Origin of the sequence: Streptomyces sp. NPDC047117, from assembly GCF_040643545.1 — a bacterium.
GTDB lineage: Bacteria > Actinomycetota > Actinomycetes > Streptomycetales > Streptomycetaceae > Streptomyces.
In genome coordinates this window covers 46,311-67,989 of record NZ_JBEYUN010000009.1, presented here as the reverse complement: position 1 = coordinate 67,989, position 21,679 = coordinate 46,311, and the positions used below count along the sequence as shown (strand labels likewise).

The following is a 21,679-nucleotide window of genomic DNA, read 5'->3' as shown; positions in this document are numbered from 1 at the left end:
CAATAGGGTCCGAGGAAAGTCCCGCAGCGGGCTGAGCAGAACCCTTCACCCACGGGGAGTCACCGATGAGCGGTACGGACGCGGAGCAGGACGGCGCGCGGCGGTCCGCGTCGCGCGACGTCGTCGCCGAGGCGCTGCGCAAGCGGATCGCGCTGGGCGGCTTCGAGCCCGGCGACCGGCTGCCGACCGAGCGTGAGCTGGCGGCGGCGTTCGGCGCGGGGCGCAACACCGTGCGGCAGGCCCTGCGGCAGCTGGCCGACGAAGGCCTGGTCGTGACGACGCTCGGCCGCAACGGCGGTACGCGCGTGGCGGAGGCGGCCCCCGTGGGCACCGCCGGCACGGGCGCGCAGGCCGCGGTGGCCGCCGACATCCGGGCGACGCTGCGGGACTACATGGAGTACCGGGGCGCCGTCGAGCCGCTCGCGGCCCGGCTCGCAGCGGAGCGCGGCTCCACCCCGGCCCGCCGGGAGCTGGTGAAGCTCCTGGACGCCGGGATCGGGACGGCCGGCGCGGCCGTCGACATCAGTGCGTACCACCGGGTGGACAGCCGGTTCCACCTCGCCGTGGCGGCGGCCGGCGGCAACGAGGTGCTGCACGAGGCGGTGGCGAGAGCGCGCGCCGAGATGTTCGTGGGCGGCAACGCACTGTGGCTGCGTGCCGACTGGCATGTGGTGTACGGCGCGGAGGCCGACCTGAGCTGCGTCTTCCGTGATGAGCACGAAGGCATCGCGCTCGCCGTGCTCGCCGGTGACGGGGCGGCGGCGGAGCAGCGGATGCGGGACCACTTGGCGGACTCCTACCAGCAGTTCGTGCGGCTGCTGGACCACTTCGAGGGCCGCGGCTGACGTCCGGGGCGCCCGAACCGTCTTGACCACCGCTCCCGGGCTCGCCTACTCTCCGAATTGGGTCCGATGGGACCCAAACTCCAGATCCCGGTCCCGCACCCCGAGCGGCTCCCACCTGCACGCCCCAGGAGGTACCCCCTGCACACCTACGACGAGGACCTCACCCGTCAGGTGATGGACCACCTCCGCCACCGCATCGCCCTGCCCGAGCCGCCGCTCGGCCGCACCGGCGACCCCGCCGAGCTGGACGTCGCCCTCAAGGGCGCGATCGGTACGGCGCCGCGCCCGGCTGCCGACGTGCTGCGTACGTACGCCGAGGACATCGAGCCCGCCGTCATCTCCTGCGACCACCCGGCCTTCCTCGCCTTCATCCCCGGCGCCCCCACCAAGGCCGCGGCCCTCTTCGACATGGTCGTCTCGGGGTCGTCGCTGCACGGTGTGTCGTGGCTGGAGGCGTCCGGCGCCATCGCCGCCGAGAACCAGGTGCTGCGGCTCTTCGCGGACCTCGCGGGCCTCCCCGAGAGCGCCGGCGGCTGCTTCGTCAGCGGCGGCTCGGCCGGCAACCTCTCCGCGCTCGTCGTCGCCCGCGACACGGGCCGGCACCGGCTCGGGCTCACCGGGCACGCGCCCGTCCGCATCGCCGTCAGCGACCAGGTGCACTCCTCCGTCGGCAATACCCTGCGCATCCTCGGCATCGACAGCCTTATCGTGCCGACCGAGGACCACCGGCTCACCGGCGAGGCCGTACGCACGGCCCTGGACGCCGCCGAGCGGGACGGCGACGCGCCCGTCGTCGCCGTCGTCGCCACCGCCGGCACCACCAACGCCGGCATCGTCGACGACCTGGCGGGCGTCGCCGCGCAGGCCCGCACCCGCGGCCTGTGGTTCCACGTCGACGCCGCGTACGGGGGCGGCGGCCTCTTCGTACCCGAACTCCGGGCCCGTATGGCCGGTATCGAGCACGCCGACTCGCTCGTCGTCGACCCGCACAAGTGGATGTTCGCGCCATTCGACTGCGGGGCGCTGCTCTACCGGGACCCACGCCCGGCCAAGGCCGTCCACACCCAGGACGCCTCGTACCTCGACGCCATCCACGGGGACGGCGCCGGCGCGGACGACCTGGAATGGAACCCGAGCGATTACGCGTACCACCTCACCCGGCGGCCGCGCGGCCTGCCGCTGTGGTTCTCCCTCGCCGTGCACGGCACGGACGCGTACCGGGACGCGGTCGCCCGCGGACTCCGGCTCGCCCGACACACCGCGCGGCTCGCCGAGCGCACCGACGGCCTCGAACTCCTCCGGGAGCCCGAGCTGTCCGTCGTCCTGATACGCCGCGCCGGCTGGCAGCCGCGCGACTACTACGCCTGGTCCAAGCGGCTGCTGGCCGCCGGCACGGCGTTCGTCACACCGACCGTGTGGGAGGGCGAGACCGTCGTACGCCTCGCCTTCCTCCACCCCGGCATCACCGAGGAGACCGTCGACCGCATCCTCGGCTCGCTGCTGTCCGACGGCTGACGAGAAAGTGGCTGACGCATCGTCAGCCCAGGGGTCCGGTCACCGCCAGGCGCCCCGGTGGCCCAGACTCGTGGACAGGTCGCGGGCGCCCTTGGTGGCCAGCTCCGCCAGGTCGGTCTCGCTGGAGTCGGTCCAGCGGATCATCGGGACGGAGATGGAGAGGGCCGCGACGACCCGGCCGGTGCTGTCGCGCACCGGGGCCGCGACGCAGGAGACATCCGGGTTGGACTCGCGGTGCTCGGTGGCGGTACCGCGGTCCCGGACGGCGGCGAGCTCGGCGCGCAGCGCGGCCGGATCGGTGATGCTGCCGGGCGTCAGGGCGACCAGCTCGCGGCCCTCGATGCGGGCGTCCAGCTCCGCGTCCGGCAGCGAGGCGAGGAGCATCTTGCCCACCGCCGTGCAGTGCGCGGGCAGCCGGCGGCCCGCGGCGGAGACCATGCGGACGGCGTGCGTGGAGTCCACCTTGGCGATGTAGATGACGTCGGCGCCCTCCAGGATGGCGACGTGCACGGTCTCGTCGCAGGTGGCGGCCACCTCGCGGGCCACCCGCTGCCCCTCGGCCGCGAGGTCGAGCTGTTCCGCGTACCGGCTGCCGAGCTGGTACGCGCGGACCCCGAGGCGGTAGCGGCCCGGCTGGTCGGGTACGGGAACGAGGTACGAGCGGGCCGCCAGCGTGGTGAGCAGCTCGTGCACGGTGGTACGCGGCAGTTGCAGCTTCCGGACCACGTCCGGGGCCGACTGCGGACCCTCCGCCTCCAGGAACAGTTCGAGTATGTCCAGTGCCCGGGTCACCGCAGGGACCAGTCGTCCCATGCCGCTCACCCACCCTCCGCCGCGCCGACTGTGTTCGTCATTCCGGTCAACGGCCGGAATGACGAACACAGGGTAGGGCGATGAGGGTTCGGCTGTCGACGGCCGTGACAGCACTGCCGCCCGGCCGCCGTGCTCAGTGCGCCGCCAGCCCCTCCAGCCCCGCCGGGAGCGGCTGCGTGTGGACCACGCCCAGCCGCTGCGTGGCGCGGGTGAGAGCGACGTAGAGGTCGCTCACGCCGAACTCGGCCGGCTCCGCCACGAGCACCGTGTCGAACTCCAGCCCCTTGGCCTGCCGCGGGTCCAGCAGCACGACCGGGCTGGTGAGGTCGGGGGCCGCGCCCGCCGACGCGGTGGGCACGGCGGCCAGCAGCGCTTCGTGGTGGTGGCGCTGGGCGATGACCGCGAGCCGGCCCTCGCTGCCGGTCTCCCGGGCGACCGCCTCGGCGACCGCGCGCGGCAGGTCGTCGGTGCGGTGGGACCAGGGCGGTACGCCGGTGGAGCGGACCGAGCGCGGCGGTTCGAAGGCCGCGGCCGTCGGCGTACCGGCGTACGCGGCCCGGAGCGCCGCCGCCGCGACCTCCATGATCTCGGCGGGGGTGCGGTAGTTGACGCCGAGGCGCACGTGCTCCCAGCGGTCGCCGACGTACGGCGTGAGGATGGCCTCCCATGTGCCGCAGCTGCCGGGCTCGGCGGTCTGCGCCGGGTCGCCGACCAGCGTCATCGAGCGGGTCGGGCAGCGGCGCATCAGCAGCCGCCACATCATGGCGGACAGCTCCTGCGCCTCGTCGACGATGATGTGGCCGAAGGCCCAGGTGCGGTCGGCGGCGGCGCGCTCGGCCGCGGTGCGGTGGTCGGCCTCCTCCTGCCGGTCGGCGAGCAACTCGGCGTCGATGAGGTCCTGGACGCCCAGTACCTCCGAATCCTCGTCGTCCTTGCCCTCGAACTCGTGCGTCCGTGAGGCGTACGCGAGGTCGATCACGCCCTGTGCGTAGGCGATGCGCTCCTGGCGCTCGGCCTCGGCGGCGGCCTGCGCGGCCGAGTCGTCGTCGCCGAGCAGCTCGGCGGCCTCGTCGAGGAGGGGGATGTCGGCCGGGGTCCACTCCCCTCCCTCGCGCCGGATCGCGGCCGCGTCGGCCTCGGGGAGGTGCACCGGGTCGGCGAGGAAGTCGGCGACCAACTCCTGCGGGGTGAGGACGGGCCAGAGGTCGGCGATGGCGGCGTGCACCTCGCCGCTGGCCACGATGGCCTTGCCGAGCTGGGCGATGTCGTCGGGCCCGAGGAAGTTGGGGCCGCCGTACGGGTCGGCGCCGAGCCGGTCGGCGAGCTGGGCGGTCAGCGCGTCGATGATGCGGAAGGCGAAGTGCGCGCGTGCGAGGTTGTGCGGCAGCTTGGTCTCGCGCGCCTGGTGCCGGGCCTCCAGGACGATGTCCGCGTCCAGCAGCAGATCGCCGTCCTCGTGCGGGACGATCGTGTCCGGCTCGGGCAGCCGCTGCCGGTCGCGTACGTACGCGGCCAGTGCGTCGGCCATCGCGGCACCGCCCTTGACCGCGGCGGCCCGGGGCGCGTCGGTGCCGGTGGCCGCGACGCCGGGGAAGAGTTCGCCGGGCGAGGCGAGCAGCACGCCGGTCTCGCCGAGCGCGGGCAGCACCTCGCCGATGTAGCCGAGGAACGCCGGGTTGGGGCCGACGATGAGGACCGCGCGCCGGGCGAGCACCTCGCGGTGCGCGTAGAGCAGGTACGCGGCGCGGTGCAGGGCGACGACGGTCTTGCCGGTGCCGGGGCCGCCCTCGACGACCATGACGCCGCGGTGCGTGGCGCGGATGATGCGGTCCTGCTCGGCCTGGATGGTCTGCACGATGTCGTGCATGCGGCCGGTGCGGGCCGCGTCCAGCGCCGCGAGCAGCACGGTGTCGGCGTCGGTGCCCTCGTGGCCGGTGCGCACCGTGTCGGCGAGGTCCATCAGCTCGTCGTGCAGGGCGGTGACGCGGCGGCCCTCAGTGGAGAGGTGGCGCCGGCGGCGCAGCCCCATCGGGGTGTGGCCGGTGGCGAGGTAGAAGGGGCGCGCGACGTCGGCGCGCCAGTCGATGACCAGCGGCGTGTGCTCGGCGTCGTCGCGCCGGATGCCGATCCGGCCGATGTGGTGGTCGCTGCCGTCGCGGAAGGAGAGCCGGCCGAAGCACAGGCCGTGCTCGCCCGCGTCGAGGGCGGCGAGCACGCCGGCCTGCTCGGCGACGGTGACGTCACGCTCCAGCCGCGCCTGCATCGTGCCGGCGTCGGCGACCGCGAGGGCGCCCTGGACCGCGGCGCCCGCCCCGGCGCGCAGCTCGCCGAGGCGCTCGTAGAGCATGTCGATGAATTCCTGCTCGCGGCGCATCTCCTCGTCGGCGGCCCGGTCCGGCCCCACGCCCGATTCCCCGCCCGGCACCTGGATTGACAATTCGACTCCCGCCTGGTTAAGATGACTCCAGTTAGCTTCGCCCTGCCTGATTTCTTTCTTGGCATGCGAATCTCCCAATATACGCGGAAGTCCACCCCGGCCGCCAATGCGACCGGGGTTTGTTGTGTCCGGAAGCGGTCAGTCGCGGCGTGCGCGGCGCAGCCGAAGCGGCGCGTAGACCACCACGGAGACGACGAAGGCCACGTAGTACGCCAGGTCCGCGCCGTGCAGCGCCTCGGCGACCGGCCCGACGTACAGCGAGGTGTTCATGAAGGGCACCGCGACGGCGAACGCACCGACGAAGGCGAGCGCCGCCGGCCACCACGGCTGCGGACGGGCGAATTCCTCGTGCACCTCGACGGGCCGGCCGCCGCGTGCCCTCGCGCGGGCGAGCCAGTCGACCACGACGACGCCGATGAAACCGGGAATCCAGTAGCCGACGAAGAGCAGCACGTTCTGGAAACGGGCGGTGGTGTCGGCGGCGTGCATCCACAGCACGAGCAGGAAACCGAGCACGGCGGCAATTGCCGCGGCGAGCGGCCGGGGAATGCGCACGCCCGCCGTCTGCAGTGCCAGCGAACCGCTGTAGTCGTTCATGGCGTTGCTGCACACCGCGGACGCGGCGATGGCCAGCAGCCCGAAGGCGCCGAGCGCCCCGCCGCCGAGCAGTTCGTGCACGCCCGCCGCCGTCTGGTCGGTGAACAGGCCCGCGGCCCACAGGCCCAGCGTCTGCACCCAGAGGTACGCGGCGGCCATGCCGAGCAGCGTGTACCAGAACATCCGCTGCCGGGACGCCGAGCGCGGCAGGTACCGGCTGAAGTCCGAGGCGTACGGCGCCCAGGAGATCGCCAGGCTCAGCGCGACGGTGGTGGTCAGCAGGAACGCGCCGGCCCGGTCGGCGCCGTGCGCGGTGGCGGCCGACGGCAGCGGAACACCGTTCAGGAGCTTGACGCTGAGGGCGAGGAAGGCCGCGCCCAGCACGAAGGTCATCACGGTCTGGAGGCGGTGGATGGCCTCGTACCCGAGGACGCCGACGACACCCTGGAGCAGCAGCACCGTCAGCGCGCCCAGCCAGAACGGCCAGCCCACCAGCCGGGCCAGCGCGTCCCCGCCGAACAGTCCGATCAGCGCGTCCCAGGCGATGGAGGACAGCCACTGAAGGACGCCGGGCAGCACGACACCGCGGCCGAACGCCAGCCGGGAGAGCGGGAGTTGACCGGCACCGGTGAGACTCCCCCACGTGCCGAGGTACGCGGACGGGGCGGCGCCGAGCAGCGTGCCGAGCGCCATCGCGGCGAACGCCGTCCAGAAGTCGAGCCCGAGGCCGATGCCGACGGTGCCGGTGAACACGCCGGTCATGGTGAGGTTGGGCGCGAACCACACGGTGAAGAGGCGGCCGGGCCGGCCGTAGCGGTTGCTCTCGGGCACCGGGCCGATGCCGTGCTGTTCGACGGACAGGTCGCCGGCGCCGGCGGGCATGCGCCCGTCGAAGACGGGCCTCTCGATGGTCATGGGGATTCCAGAGGTCGGGGTTCCCGATCGGGAACGGGGTGCGGGTAGCATGGTGAGGCACACGAGACACGGGGTGCCCCATCTCAAGGGCTGAGATCACACCCGTCGAACCTGATCTGGATCGCACCAGCGAAGGGATGTCACGGAGGAATGCCCCTATGACGCGTCCGGCCGACGACCTGCTCGCCTTCACCCGGCAGGCCCTCAACCGCGTACGCCATGAAACACCACTGGTCCAGTGCCTCACCAACCAGGTGGTCGCCAACTTCACGGCGAACGCCCTGCTCGCACTGGGCGCGGCCCCGGCGATGGTGGACATCCCCGAGGAGGCCGGCCCGTTCGCCGGCGCCGCCTCCGGAGTGCTGGTCAACCTGGGCACCCCGCACGCCGAGCAGCGCGCGGCCATGACCGAGGCGGTCGCCGGAGCGGCCGCGGCGGGCACGCCCTGGGTGCTGGACCCGGTCGCGGTCGGCTCGCTGCCCGTGCGGACCGCGCTGGCGCGCGAACTCGTCGCCCAGGGTCCGGCCGTCATCCGCGGCAACGCCTCGGAGATCATCGCGGTCGCCGGGACGGGCGGCGGCGGGCGCGGCGTGGACGCCACCGACGAGGTCGAGTCGGCGGCCGCCGCCGCGGGTGAGCTGGCCCGCGCCACGGGTGCCGTGGTCGCGGTCTCCGGCCCCGTCGACCTGCTCACCGACGGCGAGCGGGCCGTACGCGTCGCCAACGGGGACCCGCTGCTGACGCGGGTGACCGGCGGCGGCTGCGCGCTGGGCGCGGTACTCGCGGCGTTCGCGCCGCCGACCACGCCGCAGGGCGCGGCGCAGACCGACCGGCTCGCCGCCGCGACCGCCGCCGTGGCGGTCTACACCGTGGCCGCCGAGATCGCGGCGGAGCGCAGCGCCGGACCCGGCAGCTTCGCGGCCGCTTTCCTGGATGCGCTGTACGGCCTGGACGAGGACACGCTCGGCAAGCGGGCGGCGATCTCGTGGGCGTGAACAGCACTCCCCCGGACGGCACTCCGGGCACACCCCCGGACCTCTCCGTGTACCTGGTCACCGACGCGGCGCAGGCCGCGGCGTGCGGCCGGGACGTACCGGGCACGGTCGCCGAGGCCGTGGCGGGCGGCGTCACCGCCGTGCAGGTGCGCGAGAAGGACACCGACGCGCGGGACTTCCTGGAGACGGTGGTGCGGATCGCCGCGGTGCTGCCGGAGCGGGTCGCGCTGTTCGTCAACGACCGGGTGGACGTGTACCTCGCGGCACGTGCGGCCGGGGCGCGGGTGACCGGGGTCCATGTCGGCCAGTCCGACCTGCCGGTGGCCGCCGTCCGCTCGCTCGTCGGGCCGGACGCGGTGATCGGGCTGAGCGCCGCGACGGAGGAGCAACTGCGGGCCGCGGCGAAGGAGCCGGCCCGGGTCGACTACGTCGGCATCGGCGCGCTGCACGCGACCCGTACCAAGGCGGACGCGCCGCCGGAGCTGGGCGTCGAGGGCTTCGGCCGGCTGGCGCTGCCCACCCCGCTCCCGGCGGTGGCGATCGGCGGGGTGACAGTGGCGGACATGCCGCTGCTGCGGGCCGCGGGCGCGGCGGGCGGGGCGATCGTCTCGGGCATCTGCGCCGCCCCCGAGCCGCGGACCGCGGCGCGCGCGTACGCGAAGGCCTGGTCCGGTACGGCCTGACGGCCGGGGCAGGCCCTCCCCCCGCCCGCACCCGCCCGTGACGCTCAGCCCGTCCGGTCCGCCCGTACCGCCTTACTCCTCCGGAAAGTGGCGTCGGTGGCGGCCGTCCATCCGTTCCGTGTCCAGCAGGAGAAAGAAGTCCGCGACGCCGGAGTCCGGGTCGTGGGCGGGGGCTCCGCACATCCATGCGCCGGTCCGCAGGCAGCCGCGGAGGAGCGGCGGCAGCAGCGCGTAACTCGGCTCGTTCTCGCTCACGCCGCGCGGCGTCCAGGGGCGGTACGGGTGGACGCGCAGCTCGACCGGGGCGCAGTGCTTCATGTTGCCGAGCAGCCAGGCGCTGGAGGCGGCCTGGCCGCCGTCGGCCAGGGGGACGGCCGCGCACCCGGCCAGGTAGCGGGCGCCGTTCAGCAGGACGTACCGCGCGAGCCCGGCCCACATCAGGTCGAGCACCGTGCCGGTCCGGTGTCCGGGGTCGACGCACGAGGGGCCCGCCTCCACCAGTCGGCCGCGCAGCGGCTGGAGGGCGCGGAGGTCGAACTCGCTCTCCGCGCGGAGGGTTTCGGTGCGGCCCGGCGGCAGCAGCCGGTAGGTGCCGACCACGTCGCGGCACGCCGTGTCCGTCACGATCAGATGGTCCGCCGCCGCGTCGAACCCGTCGGCGTCCCGGCCCGCGCGCCGGGTGCGTACGGCTGCTCCCTTCGTCCCGGCGAAGACCCGTTGGCGCAGCCGCTGGGCGGCCCGTATCTCTCCTGCTGTGTCGGCGATGGAGACGACGTACGAACCGGTGGCCGCGACTGCGGTGGATCCCGAGAGCATGTGAAACGTTCTCCCTTCCTGGAGACGACCGGCGCCGACACAGAGCGCCCGGCGGAGCCCCGCGTCGGGCCGGCTGGTGCGCCGTTGGACCATGAAAGCCATGCGCGGCCCCCGGGGCCCGGCATCGGCCGAAAGCCACCGCCCGCGCCCGGCTTCCGGCAGGGGCTGTCGGAGTACCCCGGCAACGCGCCCGACAGGCCCTCCGGCCCGCTGTCCAGAGGCCGACCGGCCCATGCCCGCCGGCCGCTCGCGGTGGCAGAATCCCAGTCGCTCCCGCGTCGCCCCCGCGTCGCGCCACGGCGGGCCGCGACGGCTAGTCCCAGCAGGTCCTGATGCCGAGGGAGACCGCGATGACGTGGACCGCTCCTTCCCTGCACCCGTGGTGGGCCGCTGTTCGCCACCGGCTCCGTACGCAGCTCGCGCCGGTTCCCGCCCGGGCGGCCGGGACGGACGGTGCCGCGTTGTCCGGTCCCGCCGCCGCGGCGACCGGGCCGTCCCCGGTCGCGGTACGCCGGTACGTCGACCGCACCGTCATCGAGGTGCACCGCCCGATCCGCCCGGCGGCCGAACCCCATCTGGGGCGGCTGCTCAACGCCGTCATCCGTCCCGGCAGCGGCGACGTCGTCGTCGATCTGCACCGCGTGGGCCGGACCGGCGACACCGCGGCGCTCGTACGGCTGGCCGAAGTGCTGTGCGCCCACCACGAGGTGGAGTGCTCCATCGAGTACGAGGCCACGTCGGCACCGGCGGTGCAACGGGCTCCGGAGGCCGTCGCCCGGTCGGCGCCGAGCAGACGCGGCCCGCCGCCGAACGGACCGCCCCACTCCGGAACGGTATCCGAAGATCGCTATCCCATAACGGACTTCCGTTCGAATGCCTCGGTCACCCCATCTGCCCCGTACCGTGCCTCTCGTTGCCTTCTTGAACTCGTTCAAGGGGCTCTCAGGGGAGGGAGCGCGGATGCGCAGCGGGGTGAAGATCACCATTGTCGGCGGGGTGCTGACGGTAGTGGGCGGGGGCGTGCTGTACCTCGGCTACAACCTGGTCAACGGCGTCATGGGGTACGGCGGTTCGGACACCACGGCACAGGCGGCGCCCGTACGGACCGGGCCCCCGAGCGCCGACGAGACGACAAAGACGGCCGCGGCCTTCCTCGCCGCGTGGGCGAAGGGCGACAGCGCCACCGCCGCCGGCCTCACGGACAACCGGGCGGTCGCCCGCACCGAACTGGCCGGATTCCATGACCAGGCGCACTTCACACACGTGGTGATCAAGCCCGGTGAGCGGCGCGGCACGACCGTTCCGTACACCGTCAAGGCCGAGGTGTCGTACGACGGACGGACCAAGCCCCTGTCGTACGCCTCGGAGCTGCGGATCGTGCGGGGCCGGACCACGCACAAGCCGCTGGTGGACTGGCGGTCCTCGGTGCTGCACCCGCAGCTCCGGGACGGCGAGTACCTGGTGACGGGGGCGAGCGAGACACCCGAGATCCGGGCCGTCGACCACGAGGGGCGGACCCTGGCCAAGGAGGAGTACCCCTCGCTGGGTCCGCTGCTGGACGGCCTGCGGGAGAAGTACGGCCGGAAGGCCGGCGGCACGGCCGGCATCGAGCTGCGCATCGACAACGCGTCGGGCGAGCCGGCGCGCACCCTGCTCACCCTCCGCAAGGGCCGGGCCGGGACGCTGCACACGACGCTGGACGCGGACGTGCAGGCGGCGGCGGAGCGGGCGGTGAAGTCGTATCCGGAGTCGTCGGTGGTGGCGGTCCGGCCGAGCACGGGCGAGATCCGGGCGGTGGCCAACAACCGTGCGGACGACTACAACGCGGCGATGCTGGGCAAGGTGGCGCCCGGCTCCACCATGAAGATCGTCACGGCCGCGATGATGATCGAGAACGGGGTCGGGGACGCGAACGCCAAGGCCGCCTGCCCGCCCACCGTCAGCTGGGAGGGCTACACCTTCCACAACCTGGACGACTTCTCGATCGCGGACGGCACCCTCACCGACGCCTTCGCCCGGTCCTGCAACACCGCGTTCATCAAGGCGGTCAAGCCGCTCAACGACCGGGGCGTCGCGGGCACCGCGCTGGGCAGCACGGCCCGCGACTCCTTCGGCCTCGGCGGGGACTGGCAGACCGGCCTGCCGTCCTTCGACGGCAGCGTCCCGGAGTCGTCCGGCGTGGAGTCCGCCGCCTCCTACATCGGCCAGGGCAAGGTGCAGATGTCGCCGCTGGCCATGGCGTCGGTGACCGCGACCGTCGTCAACGGCGGCTTCCGGCAGCCCGTCCTCGTACCGCAGTCGCTCGACGGCCGGACCCTGGCGACCGCACGCCCGCTGTCCCCGGCCGTCGCCCGGCAGCTGCGGCAGCTGATGCACGCGGCGACCGTCGGCCGGGGCACGGCCGTGGCCGCGATGGCAAGCGTCGGCGGGGCGAAGGGCGCGAAGACCGGCTCCGCCGAGAAGGACGGACAGTCCCGGTCCAACAGCTGGTTCACCGGCTACAGCGGCGACCTCGCGGCCGCGGCACTCGTCCAGTCGGGCGGCCACGGCGGCGACGCGGCGGGCCCGGTCGTCGCGCAGGTGCTGCGCGCCGGGTAGCGCCGCGTCGCATGACGCATCGTCAGGCCTGCTTCAGCGTACGGGCGAAGAGATCCAGCAGCGCTTCCCAGTGCCGGGCCAGGCCGGCCTCGCTGTACGCGGCGGTGTCGGCCATGGTGAAGCCGTGGATGGTGTCCGGGTACACCTCGGAGCGGTACGTCACGCCCGCCGCGTCGAGCGCGGTCTCCAGCCGGGAGATGTGCTCGGCGTTCATGGAGTCGTCCTCGGAGGCGTGCCCGAAGTACAGCTCGGCGCGGACGTCACCGGCCGACCGGTGCGGGCTGTCCGCCTCTTCCGTGGCGAGGTGGCCGCCGTGGAAGCTCGCCGCCGCGGCCACCCGGTCGGGGAACCGCGCCGCGGTGCGCAGGGAGAGCACGCCGCCCATGCAGTAGCCCGTCAGCCCCACCGGGCCGCTGCCGACCCTGTCCTGGGCGGCCAGGAAGTCGAGGTAGCTCTCGGCGTCGCGCAGCGCCAGGTCCGGCGTCAGCGCGTGCACCAGCGGCATGACCTTCCCGAAGAACTCCGCCCGGCGCTCCGGGGTCGAGAGGTCGGTCACCTCCACCACGGGCGCCGGGCCACTGCGGTAGAAGAGGTTGGGCACGAGTACGTAGTACCCGTGGGAGGCCAGCTCGCGGGCCATGTCCTCCAGCACCGGGCGCAGGCCGATGGCGTCCATGTAGAACAGCACCGCGGGGTGCGGGCCGTCCCCCGTCGGGTGCGCGACGAAAGCGTCGCACGAGCCGTCGGGGGTGGCGATCGTCACCGACCGGGCTTCCGTCTTCACTGCCACGTTCTCTCCTCACCGGGACCTGCATCGTCAAGATGCATCATGCACCGATGGCGGGTCGTGGAACGCGTCCGGGGGGATGTTCGGCAAGGCTTGGCTGGTTATGCGGTAGCGCCCGTTGGGCAGCGAGTGGCCCGACTCGGCGACGTGGACGGTGAGCGGGCCCGCCCACTCGTAGCCGTGTTCCGCGGCGTGCCGGGCCAGTGTGTCGGTCAGCGCCTGCGCGACGACCTCGTCCCGTTCGCCGAGTCTTTTGTGGACGTACGGGGCGAGTTCGACGTCGTAGGCGTTGGGCACCAGTGTCCGGTCCTCGCTGCAGACGACGGCGTGATCGTCGCACTCTCGTTGCAGCGCGTCGATCAGCTGCACCGGATCACTGCGGAACACCCTGTTGACCAGAGTGTGCTCCCAGTGCTCCACCGTGTCTTCCCATTGCGTGAGCAATCCCATGGAGGGTCGGGTGCCCTGGATGAAATACCTCATGCGGGCCGGAAACGGTGCCGCCGGACGAAACCCGCGGAGTCACTGGCTGATCACCGTGCGCATCATTCCGGCCATTACCACGCTTGGCAGGAAATCACACGCTTTCCAAGAACAAGACCCGCTACTGTCAGCGACGTGAGAGTAGCTCACAACTCCCCCGCACGATGAGGTAGTCAGATGCCGCTCCCCGACGGCTTGGAGATGACCGCGCTCTCCTCCGGTGACGACTGCGTGGTCCTGCAGATCAGCGGCGAGCTCGATCACTTTACCGAGCAGCCGTTCCGCGCGTCCGTCGGCACCTTCCTGGGCCGCGGGCACCGCCATGCCGTCCTGGACTGCTCCGCGCTCACCTTCTGCGACTCGCGCGGGCTGAACTGCCTGCTGAGCGTCGAATGGCTGCTGGAGCGACGGCAGGGCAGGCTGCTGCTGGCGAGGGTGCGCCCCAACGTCGCCCGCGTCCTGCAGCTGACCGGCACCGGCGCCCTGCTGCGTACTTTTCCCACCGTCGAGCGGGCCCTGGCCACCCTGCCCCCGGAGCAGCGCCCCGCATGGCCTCCACCGGCAGGCCGGCACCGGCTTCCCGGCGGCCATACGGAATCTCCCGTGAGCGGGGCTCCGGCGACGCGCCGCGGGTCTAGCGTGGAGGCAGGCTGAGGCGGCTCCGGAGGACCGCAGGAGTCGGCCGCCTCGGCACGAACCGAGGAGGGGGCCATGCTCCAGACCCGCGAACTGTTCGACACGATGACCGACAAAGGCGGGTTCGACAGTGCCGTCCTCGCCGATGCCGTCGATGTCCTCCAGGAGTGCGAAGAGGCCGTCACGGCCTGCGCGACGGGCATGCTGGCGGGGTCCGACGCCGCGCAGCAGACGTCCGGCATCGGCCGTGACCTGGACTGCGCCGACGTCGCCGGGACGACCCGCCGGGTACTGACGCGCAGCAGCGGCCCCGCCGACACCCTGGTCCGCACCCAGCTGGAGGCCTGCCTGGTGGCGTGCGAGCGCAGCAACGAACTGTGCGGCGCGCAGGCCGGTCACCACGCCCACTGCCGCATCTGCGCGGAGACCACCGGCCGCTGCGCCGAGATGTGCCGCCGCCTGCTCGGCACGCTCCCCGGCTGAGGCCGCCGGCCGGTGCGTCCCCAAGCCCGGAGCCGCCGGCCGTTGCGTCCTCGGCCCTTGAACCGCCGACCCCTGGGCCTCAGTCCTCGAGGAAGGCGAGCAGGTCGCGGTCGAAGGCCTCCTCGTACTCCCCGGTCAGGCCGTGCGGCGCACCGGGGTAGACCTTCAGCACCGCGTCCTTGACCATCGGGGCCGCCTTGCGTGCCGCGGCCCCGATCGGCACGATCTGGTCGTCGTCCCCGTGGGCGATGAGCGTGGGGACGTCGATGCCGCGCAGGTCCTCCGTGAAGTCCGTCGCGGAGAACTGCTCCACGCAGTCGTACGCGGCCTTCATTCCGACCTGCATGCTCATCAGCCAGAACGCGTCCCGCGTGCCCTGCGGGACGTCCGCGCCCGGCCGGTTCGCACCGTAGAAGGGCGCGCTCAGGTCCTGGTAGAACTGCGAGCGGTTGTGCAGCACCCCTTCGCGGAGGGAGTCGAACACCTCGGCCGGTGCGCCCTCCGGGTTGACCTCCGTGCGGAGCATCAACGGCGGTACGGCGCCCAGCAGTACGAGCTTGGCGACCCTCGCCGAGCCGTGCCGCCCGAGGTAGCGCACCACTTCCCCGCCGCCCGTGGAGTGCCCGACCAGGACCACGTCGCGCAGGTTGAGGATTTCCAGGAGCCGGGCGAGGTCGTCCGCGTAGGTGTCCATGTCGTTGCCCTGCCACGGCTGCCCGGAGCGCCCGTGGCCGCGGCGGTCGTGCGCGAGGGCGCGGTAACCGTGCTCGGCCACCAGGCGCAACTGCGGGTCCCAGGCGTCCGCGTTGAGCGGCCAGCCGTGGCTGAAGACGACGGGACGTCCGCTGCCCCAGTCCTTGTAGAAGATCTCGGTGCCGTCCGCCGTCGTGAACGTCCCCATGGCGACCTCCTGTTGTCGGTCCGCTGCCGTGCGCGGCAGGACCGAACCTAGACGGCCGGGGGCCCGCCGCCCACTGCCCGACGGCGGAACACGCGGCGTACTTTGCCTACGTCACCGGCCCGGAGCGCTACAAGTAAGGAGTAAAATGAATTACACTCCTTAGCGGCGAGCCGACGGTCCAAGGGCTCGCCCGCCCCCCGTCCGCCCCGCACGAAAGGAGCGGTCCGTTGTCCGAGACCCGCACCTGGCAGTTGAGCAGGACCTTCCGGAGCACCGCCGGCACGGTGCGCTGGGAACGGCTCGGCCCGGAGGACGCCGAGCCGGTGGTGCTCCTGCACGGCACGCCCTTCTCCTCGTACGTCTGGCGGGAGATCGCGCCCGCGCTGGCCCGGCGCTACCAGGTGTTCGTCTGGGACATGCCCGGCTACGGCGCCTCGGAGAAGCGGCCGGAACAGGACGTCTCGCTGGCGGCCCAGGGCCGGGTCTTCACGGAGTTGCTGGAGCACTGGCAGCTGTCCCGGCCGTCCGTCGTCGCGCACGACTTCGGCGGGGCCGTTTCCCTCCGGGCCCATCTGCTGCACGGCGTCCCCTACCGCAGGCTGGCGCTGGTCGACCCGGTGGCGCTCGCACCCTGGGGCACCTCGTTCTTCCGGCTGGTCGGCGCGCACTCCCCGGTCTTCGAGCAGCTGCCGCCCGCGCTCCACCTCGGGCTGGTACGCGAGTACATCCGCTCGGCGAGCCACCGGGGGCTGCACGACGACGTGGCCGGGGAACTGGCGCGCCCCTGGTCCGACGAGGCGGGCCAGGCGGCCTTCTACCGGCAGATCGCCCAGGCGGACCAGCGCTACACCGACGAGATCCAGGACAAGTACCCCGGCATCGACCTCCCCGTCACCGTCTGCTGGGGCACCGAGGACACCTGGATCCCGGTGGCCAAGGCGCACGAACTGGCGGCGGCGATTCCCGGAGCGCGGCTCGAACTCATCCCGGACGCCGGGCATCTGGTGCCCCTCGACGCCCCCGTACGGCTCTACTCCGCGCTGCTCGACTTCCTCAGCGCACCGGCGTGACGCTCGGGGCGCACAGTCCGGCGGCCCGCTCGGCCGCCTCGGCGACGGCCAGGAGCAGGGGCTCGGCCCCGTGCGGGGCCACGACCTGGAGCCCCACCGGGCAGCCGTCCGCGCCGAACCCCGCGGGAATGCTCGCCGCCGGATGCCCACTGAGGTTGAACGCCCAGGTCAGCGCGGTGCTGTAGCGCTCCCCCGGCCCTTCGTGACCGTGCGGCGGATTCGGGGTGGCGGGCGTGAGCAGGAGGGGCACACGGGCGAAGAGCGCGGCGAGCCGCCGGTCGTTGTCCGCCCGTACCCGCTCCGCCGCGGCCGGGTCGGCGCCGGGGGTCCGCAACGCCTGCCAGGCGGCCCCGGGGTCGGCCAGCCGGACCGGCTCGTCGGTCACGAAGCGGACGACGCCCGCCTCGGCGAGCCGCTCGGCCGCCCGGTGGGCGATCGCGGCCGGCTCCCGGTCCGGCCGCGCGAACCCCAGGTCGTCGGACCAGACGGCGGCGAGCGGCAACGCTGCGTCCTCCGGGCCGGGCAGCCCGTTCGAGCCGGATACCGCGCGCCAGAAAGCCGCCATGTCCGCGGCGGACCGGGCGAGCACGCCGGGCGCCGCGAGGCCCGTACGGTCCGGCGAGGGCAGCAGGCCGTTGGTGACCTTCAGCCCGAAGACGCCGCACCAGGCGGCCGGGATGCGCACCGAGCCCGCGCCGTCGCTGCCCGTCGCCAGCGGTACGAGCCCGGCCGCGACCGCCGCGGCGGAACCGGCCGACGAGCCGCCGGGCGTACGGTCGGCGCGCCACGGGTTACGGGTCCGCCCGCCCCGGCCCAGCCCCCAGGTCTGCCACGGGGTGCCGGGCCCCGGTACGGACGTCGCCCCGACCGGCACGCAGCCGGCCGCCACCAGCGCCCGCGCCGCCGCGGACCGCGCGCCGCGCACGCCCTTGACCCCGATCGGCACCCCCGCGAGGGGCAGCTCCGTCCCGGCGGCGACCAGCCGGTCGACCTCCGCGGCCCGCTCCAGTGCCGCTTCGCCCCACACCTCGTGGAAGGCGTGCAGCTCCGGCTCGATCTCCGCGGTCCGGGCGAGCGCTGCCGTGACCGCCTCGACGGCGCTGAGCTCCCCTGCCCGTACGGCCGAGGCGATCCCGGCGGCGGTGAGCGGCGCGTCGCCGTCCTGGCCGGGCCGCGGCCCGGCGGACGGTCCACCGACGTTCTTGTTCGACATGACGGGCCCCCTGGATGTCCGAAGTTGTCCGGGCTGTCGCCCACGGAGGGGGCGTCACCCGCCGTCCCGGCCGCCGGCAGGCCGGCGCCGCTGTCTCTCCGCTACCCCTCCGCCGCCGCGGTGCGGCAGGCCGGGTGGCCCCAGCCCTCGGGGTTCTTGGCGATGGACTCGCCGGCCGTGTAGGCGCGCCCGCAGCGGCAGCGGCCGGGGAACTTGGCCTTGAGCGTACGAGCGGTGGAGCCGCGCCGCTTTGACGCGCCCGTGGAGGCCTTCACGCCCGCGCCGGAGGACTTCGGGGCGGCCGGGCGGCGGGTCGAGGCGGGCGCCGGCGGCGGGTGCGGGGAGCCGTGCTCGCTGCCGGCGGGCTCCTGGGCGGTGGCGGCCTGGCTGGCTGCGCGGTCGGCGAAGTCGTTCAGGACGTCGCCGCCGACCTGGTGCGCGGGCACGTACTGGAAGTCCACAGAGCGGGCCGTGAGCAGCGCGTCGATGCGGACGACCAGCTCCTGGTTGGCGACCGGCTTGCCGGCGGACGTCTTCCAGCCCTTGCGCTTCCAGCCGGGCAGCCAGGTGGTGACCGCCTTCATCGCGTACTGGGAGTCCATCCGGACCTCCAGCGGGACGTCCGGGTCGACCGCGGTCAACAGCCGCTCCAGGGCGGTGAGTTCGGCGACATTGTTGGTCGCCGTGCCCAGCGGGCCCGCCTCCCAGCGGGCGGGTTCGCCCGCCTCGTCGGCGATGACCCAGCCCCAGCCGGCCGGGCCGGGATTTCCTTTCGACGCCCCGTCACACGCGGCGATCACACGTTCAGCCATGCCCCGATCATCCCAGTCCGGCGGGGTGGCGCGCGCCAGGGCCTCCCGGATGGCGTGGGGGACGATGGGGTACGACAACGGCTGGGGCGCCGACTCCGGATCTCTACACTGCTGTAGATTCGCACCTGGCTCCACCACCGCCGGGACCCCGACACGAGCGAGGCTTCTCCGAATGTCCGTGAACCTGAACAAGGGCCAGCAGATCAGCCTGAGCAAGTCCGACGGCGGCACGCTCAGCACGGTACGCATGGGGCTGGGCTGGCAGGCCGCCCAGCGCAAGGGCTTCTTCGCGAAGCTGGCCGGCACCCGGGAGATCGACCTGGACGCCTCGGCGGTGCTCTTCGCCGCGGGGCAGGGCGTCGACGTCGTCTTCTTCCAGCACCTGACCAGCAACGACGGTTCGGTCCAGCACAGCGGCGACAACCTCGTCGGCGGCACGGGGCAGGGCGACGACGAGTCCATCGCGGTCGATCTTCGACGAGTTCCCGCCAATGTCGACCAGATCTTCTTCACGGTGAACTCCTTCACCGGCCAGACCTTCGAAGAGGTGCAGAACGCCTACTGCCGCCTGATCGACGAGTCCACCGGCGAGGAGCTGGCCCGCTACACGCTCACCGGCGGCGGCCGACACACCGCCCAGATCATGGCCAAGGTGTACCGCTCCGGCACCACCTGGCAGATGACCGCCCTCGGCGAACCCGCCACCGGCCGTACCTTCCAGGACCTGATGCCGACCATCAGCCGCCTGCTCTGACCCACCGGGCGGGGGCCCGCGAGGCCCCCGCCGTCCACGCCCGCCCGCCACAGCACCCCGCTCCACCCATCTATACACCGCATGTATACGTGCCATGTATAGTCCCCGGCATCCGGCGAATCCGCCTCACGTTGGAGAACTCAGCATGGCTTCAAAGAAGAACCTGGTCGCCAACCGCGCCGCCCTCGCCCACAAGGTGCGCTACGCCGTCGGCCACCCGCACCGCATCGCCCCGTACGTCAAGCGGGCGGCCCGGGACCGCTGGCTGGCCTTCAAGCACCCCGACCACGTCGGCTACTACCGGGCGGTCATGGCGTCCGACACCCGGCGCAACCCCGAGGCCGCCGTCGGCAGCCAGACCCACGACCGCTGGCTCGCGCTCGGCCGGATGCAGTTCGACTACCTCCGCGAGCACGGCCTGAAGCCGGAGTCCCGGATGCTCGACATCGGCTGCGGCAACCTCCGCGCCGGCTGGCACTTCATCGAGTACCTCGACGCCGGCAACTACTACGGCATCGACATCTCCCCCGACATCCTCATCGCCGCCAAGCAGACGCTGACCACGCAGGGCCTCCAGGCCAAGCTCCCGCACCTGACCATCACGCAGAACCTGACCCTGGACTTCCTGCCCGACGCGTACTTCGACGTCGTGCACGCCCACAGCGTCTTCTCGCACTCACCGATGGAGGTCATCGACGAATGCCTGGCGCACGTGGGACGGGTGCTCGCCCCCGGCGGCTTCTTCGACTTCACCTTCGACCGCACCACCGGGGCCGAACACCACGTCCTGCGCGAGGACTTCTACTACCGCACCGAGACGCTCGTCGACCTCGCCGCACGGCACGGCCTCACGGCCCGCTTCATGGACGACTGGGAGACCCGCCGGCACGGCCAGTCCAAGATCCGCGTCACGGCTTCTTGACCGGCTTGACCGGCCTGCGGTCCTGGGGTGGTTCCGGAGCTACGTCCGGGCAGGAAGATCCAGCTGTTCCGAGGGGTCCCATGCGAAGGTGTGGTCCGGCTCCAGCCGGGCGCTGCCCCAGTGGACGGTGTGAATGCCGCCCTCCGGATCGGCCGTGAAGAACACGGACACCAGCCGGGCCGTCCGCCCCAGCTCCTCGAACGCCTCGTGCAGTTGCTCGTACTCCTCGGTGGTCAGCTCCTCGCTCAACGGGAACAGCCCCTCCTGCCCCTCGGGGCCGTGCGCGTGGTACAGCCGCTGCCGGGTCACGGACGCGTGCGGCATCCGCGCCCGGTCCAGCGGAAGCGGTCGGTCCGCGTACTTGTACGGGAACAGCACGTGGTCGTTGAGCACGGCGTAGGTGTATCCGTGCAGCTCGCGGGCGTCCCCGCCCAGGGCCTGAGCGCCCTCGGCAAGCTCTTCGCGCGCGGCCTCCAGCAGGGTCCGCCCGTACGGGCCGTGCCGCTTCAGCCCCGCCCCGATATGCGCGGCGAGGGCCCGCTCGTGGGCACGGAGCAGCCGCTCGGGTATGGCCGCGGCGAGGGCGGCAGCGGCGTCGCCGAAACAGCGCCGGGCCCATGACGAGGGCACGGAGCCGCCGCCGTTTCCGCTGTCGCTGCCACCCCGGTCGTCTTCCCGATGTCCCCCGCCGCCCTGACTTCGTGCGTACGACATGGCACGTCCCTCCCCGTCGGCTCACCGTCCCCGCTACTTCTTCCTGTTTGGCATATGCCGAGACGTCCGACAAGGGCACACACCAGGCACACGACTGGTCAGCGGACGCGGAACCGCGCCCACACCGTCTTCCCCGGTGCCCCGGCGCGCGGCCGCATCCCCCAGGCGTCGGACAGCGCCGCGACCAGGAGCAGCCCCCGCCCGGACTCGGCGTCCGCCGGAGCCTCGGCCACACCGCCGACGGCCGGGGCGCCCGGGGCGACCGGATCGGGCATCCGCTCACCGCGGGTGTCGGTCACCTCGACACGCAGTCGGCCGCCGCCCTCTTCAGCGAGCCGGAGGTGGAAGTCCCGGCCCGGTACGTGTCCGTGCCGCACGGCGTTCGCGGCCAGCTCGGCGGCGATGAGGGTCACCACCTCGTTGGCCGTCGAGTCGTACGGGTGACCCCAGTCGTCGAGCCGGTGCGAGACGAGCCGCCGTGCGAGGCGTGCGCCTCTAGGGGTGGAGGTGAACCGCATACCGAAGTCACGCTCACCGGCCGTACGTTGCTGTCCCGCTGTCACGTAAGGAGGAATCGCTCCGTTCATGCGGAAGACCCTCCCGGCGTGTGCGTACGGTGACCAGCAGGGACGCGCCGACGGGTACGGGCTGTACGCGTCGGCGCAGGTCTTGTACGCGGCACGAAGCGTG

The 21,679-nt window shown here is 73.1% G+C and carries 21 protein-coding genes and 1 riboswitch; of the genes, 10 read left to right on the top strand and 11 right to left on the bottom strand.

Features of this window, described 5'->3' with window-relative positions:
• Nucleotides 1–65: 65 nt before the first annotated feature.
• Together ABZ840_RS18970 and ABZ840_RS18965 are read left to right on the top strand one after the other, a co-directional pair.
• The gene (locus ABZ840_RS18970; RefSeq protein WP_361561064.1) at nt 66–845 is read left to right on the top strand and encodes an FCD domain-containing protein; all 780 of its coding nucleotides are present in this window, start codon (nt 66–68) and stop codon (nt 843–845) included.
• 66 nt (nt 846–911) lie between these two features.
• On the top strand, nt 912–2,360 hold the full coding sequence (locus ABZ840_RS18965; protein WP_361561062.1) for a pyridoxal-dependent decarboxylase: 1,449 nt from the start codon (nt 912–914) through the stop codon (nt 2,358–2,360).
• 39 nt (nt 2,361–2,399) lie between these two features.
• On the opposite strand, the gene ABZ840_RS18960 is transcribed toward ABZ840_RS18965, so the two are convergent.
• From ABZ840_RS18960 to ABZ840_RS18950, 3 genes are all read right to left on the bottom strand, one after another.
• Nucleotides 2,400–3,173 (bottom strand): IclR family transcriptional regulator, encoded by a 774-nt coding sequence (locus ABZ840_RS18960; protein ID WP_361561060.1) that lies wholly within the window; start codon nt 3,171–3,173, stop codon nt 2,400–2,402.
• Between the two features lie 133 nt (nt 3,174–3,306).
• Nucleotides 3,307–5,547 carry a helicase gene (locus ABZ840_RS18955; protein WP_361561428.1) on the bottom strand — a complete coding sequence of 747 codons (2,241 nt, stop codon included), beginning with the start codon at nt 5,545–5,547 and terminating at the stop codon, nt 3,307–3,309.
• Between the two features lie 201 nt (nt 5,548–5,748).
• On the bottom strand, nt 5,749–7,122 hold the full coding sequence (locus tag ABZ840_RS18950; protein ID WP_361561058.1) for a cytosine permease: 1,374 nt from the start codon (nt 7,120–7,122) through the stop codon (nt 5,749–5,751).
• Nucleotides 7,123–7,181: 59 nt separating this feature from the next.
• A riboswitch (TPP riboswitch) is annotated at nt 7,182–7,277 on the top strand.
• Between the two features lie 3 nt (nt 7,278–7,280).
• Between ABZ840_RS18950 and thiM the strand changes: the two genes are divergently transcribed.
• Both thiM and thiE read left to right on the top strand, forming a co-directional pair.
• Nucleotides 7,281–8,117, top strand: a complete 837-nt coding sequence (gene thiM, locus ABZ840_RS18945; protein WP_361561056.1) for a hydroxyethylthiazole kinase — start codon at nt 7,281–7,283, stop codon at nt 8,115–8,117.
• Nucleotides 8,114–8,800: a thiamine phosphate synthase gene (gene thiE / locus ABZ840_RS18940; RefSeq protein WP_361561054.1), complete on the top strand. Its 687-nt coding sequence runs from the start codon at nt 8,114–8,116 to the stop codon at nt 8,798–8,800. The genes thiM and thiE overlap by 4 nt, the downstream gene beginning before the upstream one ends.
• 72 nt (nt 8,801–8,872) lie before the next feature.
• Here thiE and ABZ840_RS18935 read toward each other — a convergent pair whose 3' ends face one another.
• Entirely contained in the window at nt 8,873–9,616 is a 744-nt protein-coding gene (locus tag ABZ840_RS18935) for a GNAT family N-acyltransferase (protein ID WP_361561052.1), read from the bottom strand.
• A 960-nt stretch (nt 9,617–10,576) separates the two neighbouring features.
• Between ABZ840_RS18935 and ABZ840_RS18930 the strand changes: the two genes are divergently transcribed.
• Nucleotides 10,577–12,214 carry a penicillin-binding transpeptidase domain-containing protein gene (locus tag ABZ840_RS18930; RefSeq protein WP_361561050.1) on the top strand — a complete coding sequence of 546 codons (1,638 nt, stop codon included), beginning with the start codon at nt 10,577–10,579 and terminating at the stop codon, nt 12,212–12,214.
• A gap of 22 nt (nt 12,215–12,236) precedes the next feature.
• Here the strand turns inward: ABZ840_RS18930 and ABZ840_RS18925 are convergent, their stop codons facing one another.
• The gene (locus ABZ840_RS18925) at nt 12,237–13,004 is read right to left on the bottom strand and encodes a dienelactone hydrolase family protein (RefSeq protein WP_361561048.1); all 768 of its coding nucleotides are present in this window, start codon (nt 13,002–13,004) and stop codon (nt 12,237–12,239) included.
• Between the two features lie 27 nt (nt 13,005–13,031).
• On the bottom strand, nt 13,032–13,451 hold the full coding sequence (locus ABZ840_RS18920; protein WP_361561046.1) for a DUF3662 domain-containing protein: 420 nt from the start codon (nt 13,449–13,451) through the stop codon (nt 13,032–13,034).
• A 210-nt stretch (nt 13,452–13,661) separates the two neighbouring features.
• Here ABZ840_RS18920 and ABZ840_RS18915 point away from each other — a divergent pair, with 210 nt between their 5' ends.
• Nucleotides 13,662–14,138 carry an STAS domain-containing protein gene (locus tag ABZ840_RS18915; RefSeq protein ID WP_361561044.1) on the top strand — a complete coding sequence of 159 codons (477 nt, stop codon included), beginning with the start codon at nt 13,662–13,664 and terminating at the stop codon, nt 14,136–14,138.
• Between the two features lie 57 nt (nt 14,139–14,195).
• Entirely contained in the window at nt 14,196–14,603 is a 408-nt protein-coding gene (locus tag ABZ840_RS18910; RefSeq protein ID WP_361561042.1) for a hypothetical protein, read from the top strand.
• 79 nt (nt 14,604–14,682) lie between these two features.
• On the opposite strand, the gene ABZ840_RS18905 is transcribed toward ABZ840_RS18910, so the two are convergent.
• Complete coding sequence (locus tag ABZ840_RS18905) at nt 14,683–15,504, bottom strand: alpha/beta hydrolase (protein WP_361561040.1); 822 nt, start codon at nt 15,502–15,504, stop codon at nt 14,683–14,685.
• A 227-nt stretch (nt 15,505–15,731) separates the two neighbouring features.
• Here ABZ840_RS18905 and ABZ840_RS18900 point away from each other — a divergent pair, with 227 nt between their 5' ends.
• On the top strand, nt 15,732–16,574 hold the full coding sequence (locus ABZ840_RS18900) for an alpha/beta fold hydrolase (protein ID WP_361561038.1): 843 nt from the start codon (nt 15,732–15,734) through the stop codon (nt 16,572–16,574).
• Here ABZ840_RS18900 and ABZ840_RS18895 read toward each other — a convergent pair.
• Both ABZ840_RS18895 and ABZ840_RS18890 read right to left on the bottom strand, forming a co-directional pair.
• Entirely contained in the window at nt 16,558–17,787 is a 1,230-nt protein-coding gene (locus tag ABZ840_RS18895; RefSeq protein ID WP_361561036.1) for an amidase, read from the bottom strand. The genes ABZ840_RS18900 and ABZ840_RS18895 overlap by 17 nt on opposite strands.
• A gap of 101 nt (nt 17,788–17,888) precedes the next feature.
• Nucleotides 17,889–18,599, bottom strand: coding sequence for a ribonuclease H (locus ABZ840_RS18890; protein ID WP_361561034.1), 711 nt, complete (start codon nt 18,597–18,599; stop codon nt 17,889–17,891).
• A 172-nt stretch (nt 18,600–18,771) separates the two neighbouring features.
• On the opposite strand from ABZ840_RS18890, the gene ABZ840_RS18885 reads away from it, so the two are divergent.
• Together ABZ840_RS18885 and ABZ840_RS18880 are read left to right on the top strand one after the other, a co-directional pair.
• Nucleotides 18,772–19,353 carry a TerD family protein gene (locus ABZ840_RS18885; RefSeq protein ID WP_361561032.1) on the top strand — a complete coding sequence of 194 codons (582 nt, stop codon included), beginning with the start codon at nt 18,772–18,774 and terminating at the stop codon, nt 19,351–19,353.
• 145 nt (nt 19,354–19,498) lie between these two features.
• Nucleotides 19,499–20,275 carry a class I SAM-dependent methyltransferase gene (locus tag ABZ840_RS18880; RefSeq protein ID WP_361561030.1) on the top strand — a complete coding sequence of 259 codons (777 nt, stop codon included), beginning with the start codon at nt 19,499–19,501 and terminating at the stop codon, nt 20,273–20,275.
• Nucleotides 20,276–20,314: 39 nt separating this feature from the next.
• Here ABZ840_RS18880 and ABZ840_RS18875 read toward each other — a convergent pair whose 3' ends face one another.
• Nucleotides 20,315–20,989 (bottom strand): hypothetical protein, encoded by a 675-nt coding sequence (locus ABZ840_RS18875; RefSeq protein ID WP_361561028.1) that lies wholly within the window; start codon nt 20,987–20,989, stop codon nt 20,315–20,317.
• 98 nt (nt 20,990–21,087) lie between these two features.
• Nucleotides 21,088–21,576 (bottom strand): ATP-binding protein, encoded by a 489-nt coding sequence (locus ABZ840_RS18870; RefSeq protein ID WP_361561026.1) that lies wholly within the window; start codon nt 21,574–21,576, stop codon nt 21,088–21,090.
• Nucleotides 21,577–21,679 lie beyond the last annotated feature (103 nt).

Coding starts and splice junctions, on each gene's coding strand:
- ABZ840_RS18970 (WP_361561064.1), top strand. CDS start 66: ATGAGCGGTACGGACGCGGAGCAGGACGGCGCGCGGCGGTCCGCGTCG.
- ABZ840_RS18965 (WP_361561062.1), top strand. CDS start 912: ATGGGACCCAAACTCCAGATCCCGGTCCCGCACCCCGAGCGGCTCCCA.
- ABZ840_RS18960 (WP_361561060.1), bottom strand. CDS start 3,173: ATGGGACGACTGGTCCCTGCGGTGACCCGGGCACTGGACATACTCGAA.
- ABZ840_RS18955 (WP_361561428.1), bottom strand. CDS start 5,547: ATGCGCCGCGAGCAGGAATTCATCGACATGCTCTACGAGCGCCTCGGC.
- ABZ840_RS18950 (WP_361561058.1), bottom strand. CDS start 7,122: ATGACCATCGAGAGGCCCGTCTTCGACGGGCGCATGCCCGCCGGCGCC.
- thiM (WP_361561056.1), top strand. CDS start 7,281: ATGACGCGTCCGGCCGACGACCTGCTCGCCTTCACCCGGCAGGCCCTC.
- ABZ840_RS18935 (WP_361561052.1), bottom strand. CDS start 9,616: ATGCTCTCGGGATCCACCGCAGTCGCGGCCACCGGTTCGTACGTCGTC.
- ABZ840_RS18930 (WP_361561050.1), top strand. CDS start 10,577: ATGCGCAGCGGGGTGAAGATCACCATTGTCGGCGGGGTGCTGACGGTA.
- ABZ840_RS18920 (WP_361561046.1), bottom strand. CDS start 13,451: ATGGGATTGCTCACGCAATGGGAAGACACGGTGGAGCACTGGGAGCAC.
- ABZ840_RS18915 (WP_361561044.1), top strand. CDS start 13,662: ATGCCGCTCCCCGACGGCTTGGAGATGACCGCGCTCTCCTCCGGTGAC.
- ABZ840_RS18910 (WP_361561042.1), top strand. CDS start 14,196: ATGCTCCAGACCCGCGAACTGTTCGACACGATGACCGACAAAGGCGGG.
- ABZ840_RS18905 (WP_361561040.1), bottom strand. CDS start 15,504: ATGGGGACGTTCACGACGGCGGACGGCACCGAGATCTTCTACAAGGAC.
- ABZ840_RS18895 (WP_361561036.1), bottom strand. CDS start 17,787: ATGTCGAACAAGAACGTCGGTGGACCGTCCGCCGGGCCGCGGCCCGGC.
- ABZ840_RS18890 (WP_361561034.1), bottom strand. CDS start 18,599: ATGGCTGAACGTGTGATCGCCGCGTGTGACGGGGCGTCGAAAGGAAAT.
- ABZ840_RS18885 (WP_361561032.1), top strand. CDS start 18,772: ATGTCCGTGAACCTGAACAAGGGCCAGCAGATCAGCCTGAGCAAGTCC.
- ABZ840_RS18880 (WP_361561030.1), top strand. CDS start 19,499: ATGGCTTCAAAGAAGAACCTGGTCGCCAACCGCGCCGCCCTCGCCCAC.
- ABZ840_RS18875 (WP_361561028.1), bottom strand. CDS start 20,989: ATGTCGTACGCACGAAGTCAGGGCGGCGGGGGACATCGGGAAGACGAC.
- ABZ840_RS18870 (WP_361561026.1), bottom strand. CDS start 21,576: ATGAACGGAGCGATTCCTCCTTACGTGACAGCGGGACAGCAACGTACG.